This is a genomic window from Flavobacterium microcysteis, from assembly GCF_006385255.1.
GTDB classification, from domain to species: domain Bacteria; phylum Bacteroidota; class Bacteroidia; order Flavobacteriales; family Flavobacteriaceae; genus Flavobacterium; species Flavobacterium microcysteis.
The window spans coordinates 92,547-109,364 of record NZ_VFJE01000053.1 but is presented as its reverse complement, the minus strand read 5'-3'; the positions used below and the strand labels follow the sequence as shown (position 1 = coordinate 109,364).

General features: G+C 38.0%; 15 protein-coding genes. 9 read left to right on the top strand and 6 right to left on the bottom strand.

Features of this window, described 5'->3' with window-relative positions; genetic code table 11:
- Positions 1 to 87 precede the first annotated feature (87 nt).
- Genes FJA49_RS07705 through FJA49_RS07680 form a run of 6 tightly spaced genes read left to right on the top strand, consistent with a single transcriptional unit; the run spans position 88 to position 7,063 of the window.
- On the top strand, positions 88 to 1,092 hold the full coding sequence (locus tag FJA49_RS07705) for a glycosyltransferase family 2 protein (RefSeq protein ID WP_140000411.1): 1,005 nt from the start codon (positions 88 to 90) through the stop codon (positions 1,090 to 1,092).
- Positions 1,089 to 2,207, top strand: a complete 1,119-nt coding sequence (locus tag FJA49_RS07700) for a glycosyltransferase family 4 protein (protein ID WP_140000410.1) — start codon at positions 1,089 to 1,091, stop codon at positions 2,205 to 2,207. Before FJA49_RS07705 ends, FJA49_RS07700 begins: the two co-directional genes overlap by 4 nt.
- On the top strand, positions 2,204 to 3,295 hold the full coding sequence (locus FJA49_RS07695; RefSeq protein ID WP_140000409.1) for a glycosyltransferase: 1,092 nt from the start codon (positions 2,204 to 2,206) through the stop codon (positions 3,293 to 3,295). Before FJA49_RS07700 ends, FJA49_RS07695 begins: the two co-directional genes overlap by 4 nt.
- Positions 3,279 to 4,628, top strand: a complete 1,350-nt coding sequence (locus FJA49_RS07690) for an O-antigen ligase family protein (protein ID WP_140000408.1) — start codon at positions 3,279 to 3,281, stop codon at positions 4,626 to 4,628. Before FJA49_RS07695 ends, FJA49_RS07690 begins: the two co-directional genes overlap by 17 nt.
- Positions 4,600 to 5,610 carry a glycosyltransferase family 4 protein gene (locus tag FJA49_RS07685; protein WP_140000407.1) on the top strand — a complete coding sequence of 337 codons (1,011 nt, stop codon included), beginning with the start codon at positions 4,600 to 4,602 and terminating at the stop codon, positions 5,608 to 5,610. Before FJA49_RS07690 ends, FJA49_RS07685 begins: the two co-directional genes overlap by 29 nt.
- 58 nt (positions 5,611 to 5,668) lie before the next feature.
- A complete protein-coding gene (locus FJA49_RS07680; protein ID WP_140000406.1) occupies positions 5,669 to 7,063 on the top strand; it encodes a sugar transferase in 1,395 nt (464 codons plus the stop codon).
- Position 7,064: 1 nt separating this feature from the next.
- On the opposite strand, the gene FJA49_RS07675 is transcribed toward FJA49_RS07680, so the two are convergent.
- Positions 7,065 to 8,198, bottom strand: coding sequence for a lipoprotein N-acyltransferase Lnb domain-containing protein (locus tag FJA49_RS07675; protein WP_140000405.1), 1,134 nt, complete (start codon positions 8,196 to 8,198; stop codon positions 7,065 to 7,067).
- 67 nt (positions 8,199 to 8,265) lie between these two features.
- Positions 8,266 to 9,336, bottom strand: coding sequence for a putative type IX sorting system protein PorV2 (locus tag FJA49_RS07670; RefSeq protein ID WP_449404269.1), 1,071 nt, complete (start codon positions 9,334 to 9,336; stop codon positions 8,266 to 8,268).
- Positions 9,337 to 9,535: 199 nt separating this feature from the next.
- Between FJA49_RS07670 and FJA49_RS07665 the strand changes: the two genes are divergently transcribed.
- Together FJA49_RS07665 and FJA49_RS07660 are read left to right on the top strand one after the other, a co-directional pair.
- Positions 9,536 to 10,249 carry a CDP-alcohol phosphatidyltransferase family protein gene (locus FJA49_RS07665; protein ID WP_140000404.1) on the top strand — a complete coding sequence of 238 codons (714 nt, stop codon included), beginning with the start codon at positions 9,536 to 9,538 and terminating at the stop codon, positions 10,247 to 10,249.
- A 204-nt stretch (positions 10,250 to 10,453) separates the two neighbouring features.
- Complete coding sequence (locus tag FJA49_RS07660) at positions 10,454 to 11,305, top strand: glycoside hydrolase family 25 protein (RefSeq protein ID WP_140000403.1); 852 nt, start codon at positions 10,454 to 10,456, stop codon at positions 11,303 to 11,305.
- 107 nt (positions 11,306 to 11,412) lie between these two features.
- Here the strand turns inward: FJA49_RS07660 and lptB are convergent, their stop codons facing one another.
- The 4 genes from lptB to FJA49_RS07640 all read right to left on the bottom strand — a co-directional run bounded on the left by lptB (position 11,413) and on the right by FJA49_RS07640 (position 14,357).
- Positions 11,413 to 12,153 (bottom strand): LPS export ABC transporter ATP-binding protein, encoded by a 741-nt coding sequence (lptB, locus tag FJA49_RS07655; RefSeq protein ID WP_140000402.1) that lies wholly within the window; start codon positions 12,151 to 12,153, stop codon positions 11,413 to 11,415.
- A gap of 77 nt (positions 12,154 to 12,230) precedes the next feature.
- Positions 12,231 to 12,578: a carboxymuconolactone decarboxylase family protein gene (locus FJA49_RS07650; RefSeq protein WP_140000401.1), complete on the bottom strand. Its 348-nt coding sequence runs from the start codon at positions 12,576 to 12,578 to the stop codon at positions 12,231 to 12,233.
- Complete coding sequence (gene tatC, locus FJA49_RS07645; protein ID WP_140000400.1) at positions 12,562 to 13,389, bottom strand: twin-arginine translocase subunit TatC; 828 nt, start codon at positions 13,387 to 13,389, stop codon at positions 12,562 to 12,564. Before tatC ends, FJA49_RS07650 begins: the two co-directional genes overlap by 17 nt.
- A gap of 2 nt (positions 13,390 to 13,391) precedes the next feature.
- Positions 13,392 to 14,357 (bottom strand): KpsF/GutQ family sugar-phosphate isomerase, encoded by a 966-nt coding sequence (locus FJA49_RS07640; protein WP_199758368.1) that lies wholly within the window; start codon positions 14,355 to 14,357, stop codon positions 13,392 to 13,394.
- Positions 14,358 to 14,443: 86 nt separating this feature from the next.
- On the opposite strand from FJA49_RS07640, the gene recQ reads away from it, so the two are divergent.
- Positions 14,444 to 16,639: a DNA helicase RecQ gene (gene recQ, locus FJA49_RS07635; protein WP_140000399.1), complete on the top strand. Its 2,196-nt coding sequence runs from the start codon at positions 14,444 to 14,446 to the stop codon at positions 16,637 to 16,639.
- Positions 16,640 to 16,818: the final 179 nt, after the last annotated feature.

The following is a 16,818-nucleotide window of genomic DNA, read 5'->3' as shown; positions in this document are numbered from 1 at the left end:
ATTTTCCTTTTGAAAAGATATACGACATATAGTTATAGAATAGAATGAATCCTAAATTTCTATATTTGTTCTCATCAACCACATCCTATGAAATTCTCACTGATTATTTGTACTTATAAAAGAGCCACTCCTTTGTTGACTCTTTTAGAATCTGTAGAGAAACAGACTGTGTACCCAAATGAGATTTTGGTTGTAGACGGAAGCCCGGATGATTTTACAAAAACAGCTTTAGAAGAAAAACATTTCAAAGGACTTTCGTATTTCAAAGTTGATTCGAAAGACCGTGGTTTAACAAGACAGCGAAACTTTGGAATCAACAGAGTCATGCCCGAAGCAGAAATCGTTTGTTTTTTAGATGATGATACGGTACTGGAACCTACTTATTTTGAGGAAATCCTATCGGTTTATGATATGCATCCTGAAGCTTTGGGAGTAGGAGGTTATATTACCAATGAAACAGCTTGGCAGCCCATTGCAGAAAACTATAAAGAAAAGACAAATGAATTTGTTTATGACGGCTGGAAACGCAAAGACGGTTCCCGTTTTGTAGCCCGGAAGAAATTAGGACTTGACAGCAATGTATCGCCTGGATTTGCTCCGGAATATTCACACGGAAGAAGCATCGGTTTTTTGCCGCCATCAGGAAAGATCTATGAAGTACAGCAACTAATGGGCGGTGTTTCATCATTTCGAAAAGAAGTTTTTAACCAACTCCGATTTTCTACTTATTTTGAAGGTTATGGCTTGTATGAAGATGCCGATTTTACGTTACGGCTTTCCAATTTAGGAAAGCTATATGTGAATACAAATGCTAAGTTGGCGCATTATCACGATGCTTCTGGTAGACCAAATAAATATGCTTATGGGAAAATGGTAGTGCGTAACGGCTGGTATGTATGGCGGTCGAAATACCCGAAACCATCAGCTAAAGCCAAATTGAAATGGCACAGCATTACGCTGTTGCTAATCCTAATTCGATATGGAAACGCACTTACTTCCTCACAAAAAAAGCAGGCTTTTACAGAAGCATTAGGAAGAACGGTAGGTTGGTGGAGTCTGTTTTTTAGCAAACCTAAACCAGAGCTGTCATGAAGTTTGCCATTATTACCCACGTACCTCATTTAAAGGAAAACGACAGACTGTATGCCTATGCGCCATATGTGCGTGAAATGAATCTGTGGATAGAGAATGTAGACGAGGTGCTTTTAGTAGCGCCAACAACCCATTTACAGCCAAACGCTATTCATCTGCCTTATGAACGGGAAGTTCGATTGATGGAAATTCCCGGATTTAATGCCATCGGATTGAAAGCAAAATTGTCAGCATTGCTTAAAATGCCCAAACTAATTAGGGTTATCTACAAAGCAATGCGTGAAGCCGACCACATTCACCTAAGATGTCCGGGTAATGTTGGCTTGCTGGGTTGTTTTGTACAAATTCTTTTTCCAAAGACACCCAAAACAGCCAAATATGCTGGCAATTGGGATCCTAAATCAAAACAGCCGTTTAGCTATAAGGTTCAACGATGGATTTTAAGCAATACGTTTCTGACTAAAAATATGCAGGTATTGGTGTACGGGAATTGGCCCAACCAAACCAAAAACATACGACCATTTTTTACGGCTACCTATCATGATAAGGATAAAAAACCAGTAATATTGCGGACCTTAGAAGGAAAAATAAAATTGCTTTTTGCAGGAACATTGGCAGAAGGCAAAAGACCATTATATGCTGTACAGTTGGCTGAAAAGCTAATTCGACAGGGATTTGATGTGCAGCTGGAACTTTTTGGAGATGGAAAAGAAAGAAGTGCTTTACAAGAATATATCGCTAAAAATAATCTGGAGAATTCCATTTTGCTAAGAGGCAACCAGACAAAAGAAAGTCTACAGCAGGCCTATGAAGAAAGCCATTTTCTGGTATTGCCTTCCAAGAGTGAAGGATGGCCAAAAGTAGTAGCCGAAGCCATGTTCTGGGGATGTGTTCCGGTTTCAAGTAGAGTTTCCTGTGTGCCGGATATGCTTGATTATGGCACAAGAGGATTGTTGCTTGAAATAAACCTTGAACAAGATTGTGAGAATATGGTTGCTTTGCTAAAAGCACCTGGAGAATATAAAAACAAAGCTGAAAAAGCGGTACTTTGGTCCAGAAGATATACTTTGGATTATTTTGAAAGTGAAATCAAAAGTCTTTTGAAAAACGTATGAGAGTCCTGCAGCTAATCGATTCGCTAGAAGCCGGCGGTGCTGAACGTATGGCCGTTAACTATGCCAATAGTTTGGGTGTCCGGATTGCGTTTTCGGCACTAGCAGTTACACGTAAGGAAGGTTTGTTGAAAGAACAATTACATGAAACGATTCCCTATGTATTTCTGCAACGAAAACGGACGATTGACTTTCAGGCTGTTTCCAAGCTGAAACGCTTTGTGAAAGACAATAATATAGCTATTGTCCATGCGCACGGGACTTCCTATTTTATGGCAGTAATGCTCAAGATAGCCTATCCTAAAATAAAAATTATCTGGCATGACCATCATGGTGGAAGAAGTACGCAAAAAGGATATAAAAATGCTGTTTTGAAAGCGGCTTCTCGTTTTTTTGATGCGGTGGTCGTGGTCAATCATGAATTAAAAGCCTGGGCAGAGCGTAATCTGGCAGTTTCTAAAGTAGTATATCTCCCTAATTTCGCTATCCAGAACGAGACAGAGCAAAAGCAAACAATAGTAAAAGGTACGGATGGAAAAAGAATCATCTGCTTATCCAACCTGAGACATCCTAAAAACCATGCCCTGCTTTTGGAGGCTTTTCGGGATTTCGAACTTAAAAATGGAGACTGGTCGCTACATCTTGTCGGTAAAGATTCTCAAGATGAGTATTCTTCATTCTTAAAACAGTTTATAAAAGAGAATCACCTCGAGGATAACGTTTTTATTTACGGTAGCTGTCCGGATATTAATGCTATATTACAACAAGGAACAATAGGCGTACTGGCCTCTATTTACGAAGGTTTTCCGGTTACTTTGCTGGAATATGGCCTGGCTGGACTGGCGGTTGTTTCAACCAATGTTGGCTATTGTGGAGAAATCATAGAGCATGAAAAAACAGGACTTTCCTTTAATCCATCGGATGTGAAAATGTTAACGGCACAATTGCAACGAATGGCGGGCGATGAACAGTTGAGAAAATCAATGTCAGAAGCTTTAAAAACGAGAATAAAGCAAAGCTATTCGGAAGAAATTGTCATGAATGCCTTAATATTGCAATATCAAAACATTTTAAATGCAAAACAAAAGTAGACAGATTACCTATATCGGGCTTGTCTTGCTGCATATTGCGATTGGCTTTGCAATATACTTGTTTCCGTTACTGTCTAAAGTATACGGATTGCTTACGTTGCTGATTGGCGTTAGTATAGTACTAAAGACTTCCAATAAGCATAATGAGGTATTGTATCTTTCGGCCTATATAGCCGGAAGCGAAGTTTTGCTGCGAATGACTGGAGGAAATTTTCTGAATGAATTTTCCAAATATGGCGTAATGATCTTTATGCTTATGGGGATTTTTTACAGCAGTTTTTCCAAAAACTCTATTCCCTATTGGATATATCTCTTGCTTTTAATTCCGGGAGTGGTGATTTCTACCATAACTTTAGACATCAGCACTGATGTAAGGAAAGCGATAACATTTAATATCGTAGGGCCGGTTTGTCTGGGATTATGTTCAATTTATACCTACAGGCGAAAGATTTCGTTTACGGAATTATCAAATGTTCTGCTGGCTGCCGTTCTGCCCATCCTGTCAACAGCCTGTTATTTGTTTATTTATACTCCCGATGTAAAAGATGTAGTGACCGGGACATCTTCTAACTTTGAAACTTCAGGTGGTTTTGGTCCTAATCAGGTTTCTACCATTTTGGGACTCGGATTTTTTATCTTTTTTTCAAGAATGCTGCTAAATTCTCCTAACAAGAGGTATATGTTGATTAACCTGTTTTTTACATTAGTTCTTACATTCAGGGGAATCGTCACGTTCTCGAGAGGAGGAGTAATTACGGGATTAGTTATGATTGTCATGCTTTTTGGAGCGTTATATACGCTGGCAAATTTGCAAACCAAAATGAAACTAAATGTCGTAGTCATATTGACTGTTTTGGCAGGGATCGGAGTTTGGGGTTATAGCTCTTTGCAGACCAGCGGACTGATTGAAAAGCGATATGCCAACCAAGATGCAGCCGGACGTGAAAAGGAAGACCGATTAGGAGGAAGGGAGCAAATTGCATCGACCGAACTACAGATGTTTATGGAAAACCCAATACTGGGAATTGGTGTTGGGAAAAATAAAGAATACAGAGAAGAAATCACCGGAATCAGAGCGGCATCACATAATGAATTGACCCGTATGTTGGCCGAACATGGCACGCTGGGTATTTTTGCAATATTGATTTTATTCTTCACGCCCTTAGTTTTATATGTTGACAACAAGCACCATTTTTACCTGCTGTCGTTTTTTGTGTTTTGGTTCCTGACCATCAACCATGCTGCCATGAGGTTAGTAGCTCCTGCTTTTATTTATTCGCTAACATTGCTCAAAGTATATTCTATTGAAAAACCTACTGTACATAGGGAATAAATTATCGCAACATGGTTTTTCGGTTACTTCAATCGAAACTTTGGGACCGCTTTTGGAAGGCGAAGGCTACACGCTTTTTTATGCTTCATCCAAAAAGAATAAGGCAGTGCGATTGTTCGATATGTTATGGACTACAATACAGTTAAGGAACAAGGTTGATTATATACTTATCGATACGTACAGCACCTCTAACTTTTGGTATGCTTTTTTTGTCAGCCAGTTGGCACGCCTGTTAAAGATAAAATATATTCCAATGCTTCGGGGTGGCGATTTGCCGCAGCGAATTGCCAAAAATCCAGGATTATGCAATATGGTTTTTAATCATGCCTATAAAAATAGTGCTCCTTCGGGATATCTGTTTGAGTATTTCCAGAAACAAGGCATCCAAAACATGGTTTATATTCCCAATACGCTTGATATCCAGAATTATACTTTTAAGGAAAGGGAAATAGAACAGCCAAAACTTTTGTGGGTTAGGGCATTTGCGGCTATTTACAATCCTTTTATGGCTATTGAAGTATTTCGTCATATCAAAAAAGAATTTCCTGAAGCATCACTTTGTATGGTTGGGCCTGAAAAGGATGGTATGCTAGAAAAAACCAAGGAACTGGTTTTAAAATATCAGCTGGATGTAAAGTTTACCGGAAAGCTTGCTAAAGCCGATTGGATTCAGTTATCTCAAAACTACAACATCTTTATCAATACCACTCATTTTGACAATATGCCTGTCAGCGTTATGGAAGCCATGGCTTTAGGGTTGCCCGTGGTTAGCACAAATGTTGGCGGTATTCCCTTTTTGCTTGAAGATGAGAAAACAGCTCTTTTAGTAGAAGACGGGAATACTGAAAGCATGATTGATGCAGTTAAAAAGATAGTTGAAAATAAGAATCTCGCCTTAGATTTGGCTCAAAATGCACGAAAAAAAGCCGAAAGTTTTGACTGGCAGCAAGTGAAGCTACTGTGGAACAAAATTTTGTGTTAGCGATAGATTTATTATTGCTAAAATAATGTTAAATTGCGCTAGTCCAAATCTACCACAGATGTTCTCGTTTAAAAAAATACATTTTGAAATCTCGGAGCGTAAGCTCCTCTTGCGATTGTTTGATGTATTGACAGTTATCTTGGCGTTGTACATCGTAGGGCTTCTTTTTAAATTTGATTATTTCAGCATTTCCAAGGCTAATTTTTACTGGACGATTGTTTTAGGAATTTACCTGAATATTTTGGGCACCGTCTTTGAAATGTATAATTTACAGACTGCCAGTAATCAGTATCAGATTATCAAAAGTATACTGCTTACGTCTTCTACTACCGTTTTATTCTTTCTTTTAACGCCTATTTTTACGCCGGTACTTCCTTCTAACAGGTTACAGATAATCTATTTTTTCCTGGCCATTACCTTAGCTTTATTCATATGGCGTATGTTTTATCAGGCGTTTCTGGCTTCGCATCGTTTTTTAAAGCGGGTTGTTATGGTTTGTGACAAAAATCAGCTGGAAGAGTTGGTAGCATCCCTCGAAAAAGTAGATCCGCATTATAAAATATTAGGTTTTATCAATACGGATTCCAAAGGTGATAATTCGGTAGATACAGCTAACGTTACCACTATAGAAATTGCTGATCTGAATGGCTTTATAAAGAAAAATGCGATATCAGAAATTGTCATCGCTTCACAAAAAACAGACGGGATAACAGTTGATTTATACAACCGTCTTTTGGCTCTTTTGGAGCAAGGATTTGTAATTCGGGAATATACACAAGTCTATGAAACCATCACGCAGCGTATTCCGGTTCAGTATGTCGATAGGGATTTTTACAGGTATTTTCCATTTAGCCGAAGCAATCATAATAAGCTTTATCTGTTGCTGGCAAGGCTTATCGAAATTCTGATTTCGTTGGTAGGAATAGCCATCGGACTATATTTGCTCCCCTTTATTTACGTTGCTAATTTTATTGGAAATAAAGGCTCTCTGTTTTATGTGCAGGAAAGAGTAGGGAAAAACGGTAAGATATTCAAGATCTATAAATTCCGAACAATGGTAAAAAATGCAGAAACGGATACGGCAATATTTGCTACTCAGAACGACAGCAGGATCACCTTTTTCGGCAAATTTTTAAGAAAATCAAGAATAGACGAGTTCCCGCAGTTTATAAATGTTCTCAAAGGCGACATGGCTGTTATCGGACCACGGCCGGAACGCCCGTTTTTTGTAGAACAAATTGCCAACCAGATGCCGTTTTACCAAACCCGTCACGTAATCAAACCGGGACTTACCGGATGGGCACAAGTCAATTATTCTTATGGTGATTCCATCAAAGACAGCCTGATTAAGTTACAGTATGACCTGTATTATATCAAGCATCGAAGTATTTTCTTGGATATCAACATTACGGTCAAAACCTTCAGCACCATTCTGTTTTATCGCGGCCAATAACCTAAGCGGTTACTGTTTTTATCTTTTTATTCTTTCTGGCCCATTTTGCAAGGATTATCGTAGAAGTAATCAATAATGACATAAATAGTAATAGTTGTGCTTTATTGATAATAACAACCAGATAGATAGCAATACAGGCTAAATTGAACAGGGCAAGATTGGATATCCATTTGCGGTTTTTCTTTTTGTAGAAATAGACCAGAAGCAGCAATGACGGATTGAACAGGAGTACATTATAATTCCAACATACTTCTTCGTGGAATGAATAAAAACCTACCAGTGAAAGAAACACGCCCAATAGGCCCAAAATTGTAAAATAAGTAAGATAAACGGTATTGTTTTTCAGTACAACAATTAAAAGTATCAAGGCTGAAAAAACATAAATATTATTCCAATATGAAATCGTTTTTACTGGTTTGGCTTCAAAGACTGTTTTAGTTTCTGTAACCAAAGGTTTTCCATTGTAAACAGTAGTTTTTAAGACATCCATTAATTCCAGAGGAAGAAACAACACCTCGGCTTTTCTATCTGTTTTTGGCCCAAAAATAATATTGATGCCTAATTTCTGAAAAAAGTTACTGCTCAGATAGGGATTGAGTATTTCTCTGTAGGTTACCGTGACTGGTTTTTTTGTAGTGATGATTTTGCTGCCAAGCACATCATTTACCTTGTCAATAACCATAGTGGTACAGTTCCTGTCGATAAATTTATAAGTATAAAAACGTTCGTCAGAATAAAGAGTCTTGTTTAGCTCCTCAAGTAACTTCTGTTTCTGAATTTTACTCAGATTAAGTTCTTGCTCATAAATAGAACGGTTTTCTTCTCTGTAGCTATATTCAAAGTCAGCATATGGATTGGTGGCAACAAAATATTGCAGATCACCTTTGACGAATTTTGCAAGAAAATAAGGCGTGTTGAAATCAAAATAGCCAAAATTATAAACTATATCCAAACCACGTTGTTCGTCTAAAACACGTAGGCCGGTATGTCCGTAAAGAGTGTGTGATTCGTTGGCAGTACCTATAGTCAGGATGCTTATTTTTGCAGAATCGGATAAGATTGCGCTTTGCGAAAAACCTTTAGATAGCGGAAACGCCAGCAATAATAAAAGAAAAAAAAGTCTGATTCTTGACATAGGATAAAATTAAAGCACAAATATCCGTAAAACTACTAAATATTTCCATGCTGAAACCACCCGAAAATTACCTCCTAAAGATACCCAGGTCTACTTTTACCGAAAAAATATTAGAATACAAAGCCACACTTTGGTCACCAATATCGGTCAGCGCATAATCTACCTGAACGCCTTTGTATTTGAATCCAAGTCCAATGTTAGGCTGGAAACCTACTTTGTCACTTCCGTCAAGCTGTTTTACATTTTGAAAATTTCCAACGCCTGCTCTTAAAAAAACAAGATCGGTATATCCAAATTCAAAACCAAGAGCCGGGTCAATGCTTACGACATCTGTAGAAATAATATCGTTGGTACGGGCAAAACTCATGTTCAGGTTAGCAGCAGCTAGTATGCTGTAGTCATAACGGATGATAAACTTTTTAGAAAGTCCTAATTGTGCTTTTGGAAGCGTGATTTCAGAATCCTCGGGTAATTCCTGATTTTCGCCTGGAATGGCTTCCTTGATTTTATTATAAGCTTCCTCGTCAATATTCCAGATGTTATAGGTTGTAGTGACATCACGTACCATCAATCCGAATTTCCAATCATTTCTTTCGAATTGTACTCCAATGTCAAAACCAAATCCCCAGGAATTGGCAAAATCTCCAATAACTCGTCGAATTACTTTAGCGTTTATCCCGTATTGAAATCCCGGAATTTTTAATTTTCTGGCATAAGAAAAAGTCACACCATAATCGGCAGTAGAAAACAGGCTGATTCTATTGTAATCGATATTTCCTTCGCTGTCAATTAACTCGGTCGTATTTAGGATGTCATCAACTCCAAAACGTATTACAGATAATCCCCAGGCACTTTCGTTGTCAATTGGCATGGCAAAACCCGCATAGTCGTATTGTGCAATATTGGCAAAATAGCTGGCATGCATCAAAGAAGCCTGCTTGTCTTCAAGGTGAATAAGTCCGGCCGGATTCCAATATCCGGAATTGACATCATTAGTACTGGCCGTCACAGCATTTGACATACCCAATGCAGCCGCATCGACACCAATATTCATAAATTCATTGGAATATTTCCTGATCGCTTGACTATAAGCGAAAGAAGATACCAGAAGAAGAGAAGCTATAAGGGGTTTTTTCAAAGCAAATTGTTTTTACAAGCCGAAATCTGTATTGTTAATTATCGTCCAAAAATATAAATTTTTATCGAGCTTCCTTGTTTGCCTTGTCACAATAAATAGCTCTACGGAAGTTCAAGTTAAAAATCTGTTATAAGAAACGCACTGCACTATAAACTTATTGTGCTAAATTTGCGCTCATGCCAACTAAAAACAATAAGATATGCGAATCAAGGCTCAAGTTCCGAATATTATAACGTTGCTCAACCTCTTTTCAGGATGCATAGCATTAATCTTTGCTTTCCATCAGGATTTTAAGATGGCCTTTTTATTTGTGTGTCTTGGAATCTTTCTTGACTTCTTTGATGGCTTTTTTGCAAGACTGTTTAAAGTTTCTAGCCCGTTGGGATTACAACTCGATTCGTTGGCTGATATGGTAACCAGTGGTGTAGTTCCGGGACTAGCGATGTATTATTTGATGAATCAAGCTTTAGGCTTTCCGTCTTCCGGATGGCAAATGCTGTTTCCATATCTGGGTTTTATCATTACTTTGGGCTCCTGCTATCGTTTGGCCAATTTCAATATCGATACCCGCCAGACCGATTCTTTTATCGGATTGCCTACTCCGGCCAATGCGCTATTTATTTTAAGCCTTCCGCTTATTCTGCTTGATAACCAATACGGATTTATTTCGCAGGCCTTGAGTAATCCATGGATATTGCTTGTTATTTCCCTTTTCAGTGCTTTTATGCTAAATGCTGAAATTCCTCTTTTTTCATTGAAAGTAAAAAGCGCAAGTTTTGCAAAAAACAAACTTCAGATTATATTTTTGACAGTATCTGTGTTGCTTTTAGTGTTTTTTAAAGCTTTGGGAATTCCATTGTTGATTCTTTTTTACATACTGTTGTCGGTTTTGACGAATAAGAAAAGTATTTAAGATTTTAGATTTGGGATTGCAGATTTTGGATTTAAGATTTTAGATTTTTGTCGTTGATTGTGTAAATTCCGTTTGTTTTTGGGTAGAATTGCTTTGGTCACTCAATTTGTGGTGTTTAAAAAAAGTAACAATTCTTGTGATCGGGCGTTTTATAATTTTAAGTTTCAGATATAACTTTTTCTCAAAAACATTTATTTTTACTAAATGAAGAAACCGGTTCCAAGAAGAAAACCCGCAGTACGAAAATCCAAAAAGAAGAAAAGCTTTTTCTCCGGAAACGTATTGAAATTTTCGCTTTGGGCGTTTTTTATTCTTTTGATTGCTGGGACAGCTTATCATTATCGGGAAGGATTGGCTTATTATTTTAGTTTTAAGACAGACAAAAAGCTTGCAGAAGAAAAACGAATTGCCGATGTCAGGATTTATCAGGTTTTAAGCAAACACGAGAATAAGGTATATGGTTTTGATGTATCCGAATACCAAGGTGATGTTGAATGGGAAAAGGCGAAAGCTATTGAAGAAACATTTCCGTTGGGATTTGTTTTTATACGTGCAACAGCCGGAAAGAATAGGGTAGATGCCACTTTTAAAGACAATTGGAAGGAAGCGAAAAAACATAAGCTGATTCGTGGTGCTTATCATTACTACCGCCCGAACGAAAATTCTATCGAACAGGCCGACAATTTTATCAAAACCGTAAAACTTCATAAAGGCGATCTGCCTCCTGTTCTGGATATTGAAAAACTACCTAAAGAGCAATCCATAGACAGCCTTAAGATTGGCTTGAAACGATGGCTAAAAAAAGTTGAAAAACACTATAATGTAAAACCAATTATTTACTCAGGAGAAAGCTATTATAATGACTTCCTGAAAGAAGAATTTAAAGGTTACACATTTTGGATTGCCAACTACAATTTTTTTGAAGAAACCATCAAAGACGAATGGCTGTTTTGGCAATTCACAGAAAAAGCCACCGTGCCAGGCATTCAAGGAACCGTAGATGTCAATATCTATAACGGCACACAGAAGCAACTGCAGTACTTCACCATCAACTAAAAACAAAAAAACCGAAAAGCTAACTTCCCGGTTCTGTCTATTCTCTATCGTCCAAAATCTAAAATCTTAAATCTCAAATCATAAATCTGCAATCTAAAATCCCAAATCTAAAACTCCAACTTCTTCTTACGCAACTCAAAATTCTGCCCAAGATAAACTCTTCTTACCATTTCGTCCTGAACCAGTTCTTCAGGAACACCGGCTTTTAAGATACCTCCTTCAAACATAAGGTAGGTTTTGTCGGTAATAGCAAGCGTTTCTTGTACGTTGTGGTCTGTGATGAGAATTCCGATATTTTTATTTTTTAATTGGGCTACAATTCTTTGAATGTCTTCTACTGCCACCGGGTCAACTCCGGCAAATGGCTCATCCAATAAGATAAATTTTGGATCGGTTGCCAAAGCACGTGCAATTTCCGTTCGTCTTCTTTCTCCACCGGAAAGCAAGTCACCACGGTTAGTGCGGATATGTCCTAAGCTAAATTCAGCAATAAGGCTTTCCATTTTGGCTTCCTGTTCCTGCTTGGAAAGAGTGGTTAATTGAAGTACGCTCATAATGTTATCTTCAATGCTCAATTTTCTAAAAACAGAAGCTTCCTGAGCCAAATAACCAATTCCGTTCTGTGCTCTTTTATACATCGGATAGTCCGTAATTTCGGTAGTGTCAAGATAAATTTTACCGCTATTTGGCTTTACCAAACCTACAATCATATAGAAAGAAGTAGTTTTTCCTGCACCATTAGGTCCCAGAAGACCTACAATTTCTCCTTGATTTACTTCTACAGAAATACCTTTTACAACACTTCTTCCTTTGTATGTTTTGACCAGATTGTCAGCTCTTAGAATCATATTCCGATTTTTTAATCTTTATAAAATTGCCGAACAAATAAACGACTATTCAGAGTAAAGCAGTTACTAATTAACAATTATTTATTTTCTTCCAGGGCTTCCCAGAATTCGTAAGCTCTTCTCAAATGTGGAATTACGATTGTACCGCCTACTAATGTAGCAATACTCATGGCTTCCATCATTTCTGCTTTTGTAATGCCTTCTTTATAGCAGGTTTCCAAATGATATTTTACGCAATCATCACATCGCAAAACGGTAGAAGCTACTAATCCGAGTAGTTCTTTGGTCTTGACATTTAATGCGCCTTCCATATAGGCGTTAGTATCAAGGTTGAAAATCCTTTTAATGACTTTGTTGTCGTCATTCAGCAGCTTTTCATTCATTACCTGACGGTAATCGTTGAATTCTTTAACTAGATTGCTCATTTTTCAGCTTATTTTTTAATACCCAGCCTGAGATATAGATGCTGAGTTCGTATAATATTAATAACGGAATTGTTACGATAATCTGGCTCACTACATCCGGTGGTGTCACGATAGCCGCAATAATCAGAATGATAACGATAGCATATTTTCTGTATTTCCTTAAGAATGCAGGCGTTATAAGTCCTAATTTGGAAAGGAAAAACATAACGATTGGCAATTCAAAAACCAAACCGCAAGATAGCGTTGTGCTTCGTATCAGCGAGATGTAAGAATCCAAATCGATATCGTTGTGGATTTGCGTACTCACCTGATATCCTGCCAGGAAGTTGATAGAAAGTGGCGTGATGATAAAATAACCAAACAATACTCCAAGGAAAAACAAAAAGGAAGCTATTGCTAAAAATACCTTAGCATTCTTTTTTTCTTTGTCATATAATGCCGGGCTGATAAATTTCCAGCATTCCCATAAAATAAAGGGAAAGGCAAGAATAAAACCGGCGGTTATAGAGGTCCAGATGTGCGCATTGAACTGTCCGGACATGACACGGCTCTGTACATCAAAATTGATTTTATAATCGCAAAAGCCTTCTCCTGTACTACCAAAAAACTTACTGACTTCACAGAACCAACGATAGGTAATAAAGTTAGGGTCTTTAGGTCCGAATATAATCTTATCAAAAATAAAATCACTGAAGAAGAATGCGACAGTGGAGGCGACTACTATAGCTAATGTGCTTCTGATTAGCAACCATCGGAGTTCTTCCAAATGGTCAAGAAACGACATTTCGTTTGCGTTTTTCTTTCTAGCCATAATTATACGATTCCTTCTTTTAAAATATCATGGAGGTGGATAACTCCCAAATAATTGCCTTCATCCACGACAACAAGCTGCGTTATTGAAAAATCTTCCAAAATGTTCAGAGCGTCAACAACCATATCGTTAGATTTAATCATCTTTGGATTTTTGGTCATGATGTCTTTTGCTGTCAGGTCATTGAAAGTATCACGGTCGTTAAGCATTCTTCTGATGTCACCATCTGTAATGATGCCTATGACTTTGTCGTTTTCTACTACGGCAGTAACGCCCAGTCTTTTTTCAGAAATCTCAACAATAACTTTCTTGATGCTTGAATCTGGTGCAACGACAGGTCTGTGTGTAGTATCCAACATATCCTTAACACGAAGCAATAGTTTTTTCCCTAAAGCACCACCCGGATGGTATTTGGCAAAATCTTCGCTTTTAAAATCACGAAGTTCCATCAAGGCAACCGCCAGAGCATCGCCAATAACAAGCTGTGCTGTTGTGCTGTTAGTAGGAGCAAGGTTAATTGGATCGCATTCTGACTCTACATACGCATTTAAGACATAATCGGATTCTTTTCCAAGAAAAGAAGTTAAATTTCCGGTAATCGCAATTAAAATGTTTCCAAAACGTTTTAACAGAGGAACCAAAACTTTGATTTCCGGACTGTTGCCGCTTTTTGAAATACAGATAACGACATCATCTTGCTGTACCATTCCCAAATCGCCATGAATGGCTTCTGAAGCGTGCAGGAACATCGATGGAGTTCCGGTAGAATTAAGGGTCGCTACGATTTTTTGAGCAATGATGGCGCTTTTTCCTATTCCGGTAACAATCAGGCGTCCTTTTGACTTGAAAATGATTTCTACAGCTTCGGCAAAATCGTTGGTGAGAAGTTCTGAAAGATTTGCAATTGCTTTACTTTCAGCTAATATTGTTTTTTTGGCAGAGGCCAATATTGCTTCTTTTTCTATCAAAACAGATTTATTATAAAATTTGTGGTTATAAAAGAAAGTTGTATCTTTATGTTGTGCAAATTTATGTAAAATACCATTAAAAAAGAATGAATTCAAACGAAATTGACATCCACTACGAGTTAAAAAAATATTTTGGCTTCAGCCAATTTAAGGGATTGCAAGAACAAGTTGTCAAGAGTATCATACACAGAAATAATACATTCGTTATTATGCCTACCGGTGGCGGAAAATCCCTCTGCTACCAACTTCCAGCCCTAACACAGGAAGGTACGGCAATTGTAGTTTCTCCGCTTATTGCGCTTATGAAAAATCAGGTGGATGCCATTCGAAGCCTTTCTTCGGAAAATGGAATCGCCCACGTTTTAAATTCATCACTTACAAAAACCGAAATCGCTCAGGTAAAAAAGGATATTGTTTCCGGAATTACAAAATTATTATACGTAGCGCCGGAATCGCTAACCAAAGAAGAATACATACAGTTTCTGAAAAGCGTGCCGCTTTCTTTTGTGGCTATTGACGAAGCGCACTGTATTTCGGAATGGGGACATGACTTCCGTCCGGAATATCGAAACCTTCGGGCCATTATAAAACAGCTTGGAGATATTCCGGTAATTGGATTAACGGCAACAGCTACGCCTAAAGTACAGGAAGACATCCTAAAGAATTTGGATATGGTCAATGCTACGACATTCAAGGCATCGTTCAACCGTCCGAATTTGTTTTATGAGGTACGTACAAAAACTAAAAACATTGAATCGGATATTATCCGATTTATCAAACAACATAAAGGAAAATCCGGAATCATCTATTGCCTTAGCCGTAAAAAGGTAGAGGAAATTGCTCAGGTTTTGCAGGTAAACGGAATCAGTGCGGTTCCGTATCATGCGGGTCTGGATGCTAAAACACGTGCCAAACACCAGGATATGTTCCTGATGGAAGATGTTGATGTTGTAGTCGCAACAATTGCTTTTGGAATGGGAATTGACAAACCGGATGTTCGTTTTGTTATTCACCACGATATTCCAAAATCATTAGAAAGCTATTACCAGGAAACGGGTAGGGCAGGACGTGACGGCGGTGAAGGACATTGTTTGGCGTACTATTCATACAAAGATGTAGAAAAGCTGGAGAAATTTATGGCCGGAAAACCGGTTGCCGAACAGGAAATTGGTTTTGCGCTTTTGCAGGAAGTTGTAGCCTATGCGGAAACTTCTATGTCAAGAAGGAAATTCTTATTGCATTATTTTGGAGAAGAATTCGACAGCGAGACAGGCGAAGGTGCCGATATGGACGATAACGTAAGGAATCCGAAGAAAAAAGTGGAGGCAAAAGACCAGGTAGTCAAATTGCTGAAGATTGTTCGTGATACCAAACATTTATACAAATCAAAAGAGATTATTTTCACCTTGATTGGTAAAATCAACGCTACCATCAAGGCACATAAAACCGATGCACAGAGTTTCTTTGGCAGCGGTGCTGATTTTGACGAACGCTATTGGATGGCTCTGATTCGTCAGGTTCTGGTAGATGGTTATCTGTCAAAAGATATCGAAACCTACGGCATATTGAAGCTTACGGAAAAAGGCGCTGATTTTATCAAAAACCCTACTTCTTTCATGATGTCAGAAGACCATGATTATAACGAAGCAGAAGACGAAGCTATTGTTACAGCGGCAAAATCATCGGGTACAGCAGATGAAGTTTTGATGGGCATGTTGCGTGATTTGCGTAAAAAAGTAGCGAAAAAACTGGGTGTGCCGCCATTTGTGGTATTCCAGGATCCGTCATTAGAAGATATGGCTTTGAAATATCCGGTTTCTATTGAGGAATTGGGTAGTGTTCACGGCGTTGGAGAAGGAAAAGCCAAGAAATACGGTAAAGATTTTGTCGAGCTGATAGGGCGTTATGTTGAAGACAACGATATTATCCGTCCGGATGATTTAGTTGTAAAATCTACTGGAGCGAATTCAGCTTTGAAATTATACATTATCCAAAACGTAGACAGAAAGCTTTCCCTAAACGACATCGCAAAAGCCAAAGGACTTGAGATGGACTTACTGCTAAAAGAAATGGAGCAGATTGTCTATTCAGGTACCAAACTGAATATCAAATACTGGATTGACGATATTTTAGACGAGGACCAGCAGGAAGAAATCCATGAATATTTTATGGAATCACATTCTGATAATATAAAAGACGCCCTTAAGGAATTTGATGGCGATTACGACATCGAAGAACTTCGTTTGATGCGCATTAAGTTTATCAGCGAAGTGGCGAATTAATTTGGAATTAGGAATTTGGAATTACGAATTTTTGATTTCCGATTTAAGACTTAGGATTTAAGATTTTAGGTTTGAGATATTAGATTTAAGATTTCAGAGGGTAGTATATATGTTTTCTGAAATCTTATTTTTTGCACTCACTCCCCACTATCGACTATCCACTAAAAACTATCCACTTT

Excerpts from the sequence above, each read along its gene's own strand:
- FJA49_RS07660 (WP_140000403.1), top strand. The coding sequence starts at position 10,454 with ATGAAGAAACCGGTTCCAAGAAGAAAACCCGCAGTACGAAAATCCAAA.
- recQ (WP_140000399.1), top strand. The coding sequence starts at position 14,444 with ATGAATTCAAACGAAATTGACATCCACTACGAGTTAAAAAAATATTTT.
- FJA49_RS07675 (WP_140000405.1), bottom strand. The coding sequence starts at position 8,198 with ATGTCAAGAATCAGACTTTTTTTTCTTTTATTATTGCTGGCGTTTCCG.
- FJA49_RS07690 (WP_140000408.1), top strand. The coding sequence starts at position 3,279 with ATGCAAAACAAAAGTAGACAGATTACCTATATCGGGCTTGTCTTGCTG.
- FJA49_RS07665 (WP_140000404.1), top strand. The coding sequence starts at position 9,536 with ATGCGAATCAAGGCTCAAGTTCCGAATATTATAACGTTGCTCAACCTC.
- FJA49_RS07680 (WP_140000406.1), top strand. The coding sequence starts at position 5,669 with ATGTTCTCGTTTAAAAAAATACATTTTGAAATCTCGGAGCGTAAGCTC.
- FJA49_RS07700 (WP_140000410.1), top strand. The coding sequence starts at position 1,089 with ATGAAGTTTGCCATTATTACCCACGTACCTCATTTAAAGGAAAACGAC.
- lptB (WP_140000402.1), bottom strand. The coding sequence starts at position 12,153 with ATGATTCTAAGAGCTGACAATCTGGTCAAAACATACAAAGGAAGAAGT.
- tatC (WP_140000400.1), bottom strand. The coding sequence starts at position 13,389 with ATGGCTAGAAAGAAAAACGCAAACGAAATGTCGTTTCTTGACCATTTG.
- FJA49_RS07650 (WP_140000401.1), bottom strand. The coding sequence starts at position 12,578 with ATGAGCAATCTAGTTAAAGAATTCAACGATTACCGTCAGGTAATGAAT.
- FJA49_RS07695 (WP_140000409.1), top strand. The coding sequence starts at position 2,204 with ATGAGAGTCCTGCAGCTAATCGATTCGCTAGAAGCCGGCGGTGCTGAA.
- FJA49_RS07705 (WP_140000411.1), top strand. The coding sequence starts at position 88 with ATGAAATTCTCACTGATTATTTGTACTTATAAAAGAGCCACTCCTTTG.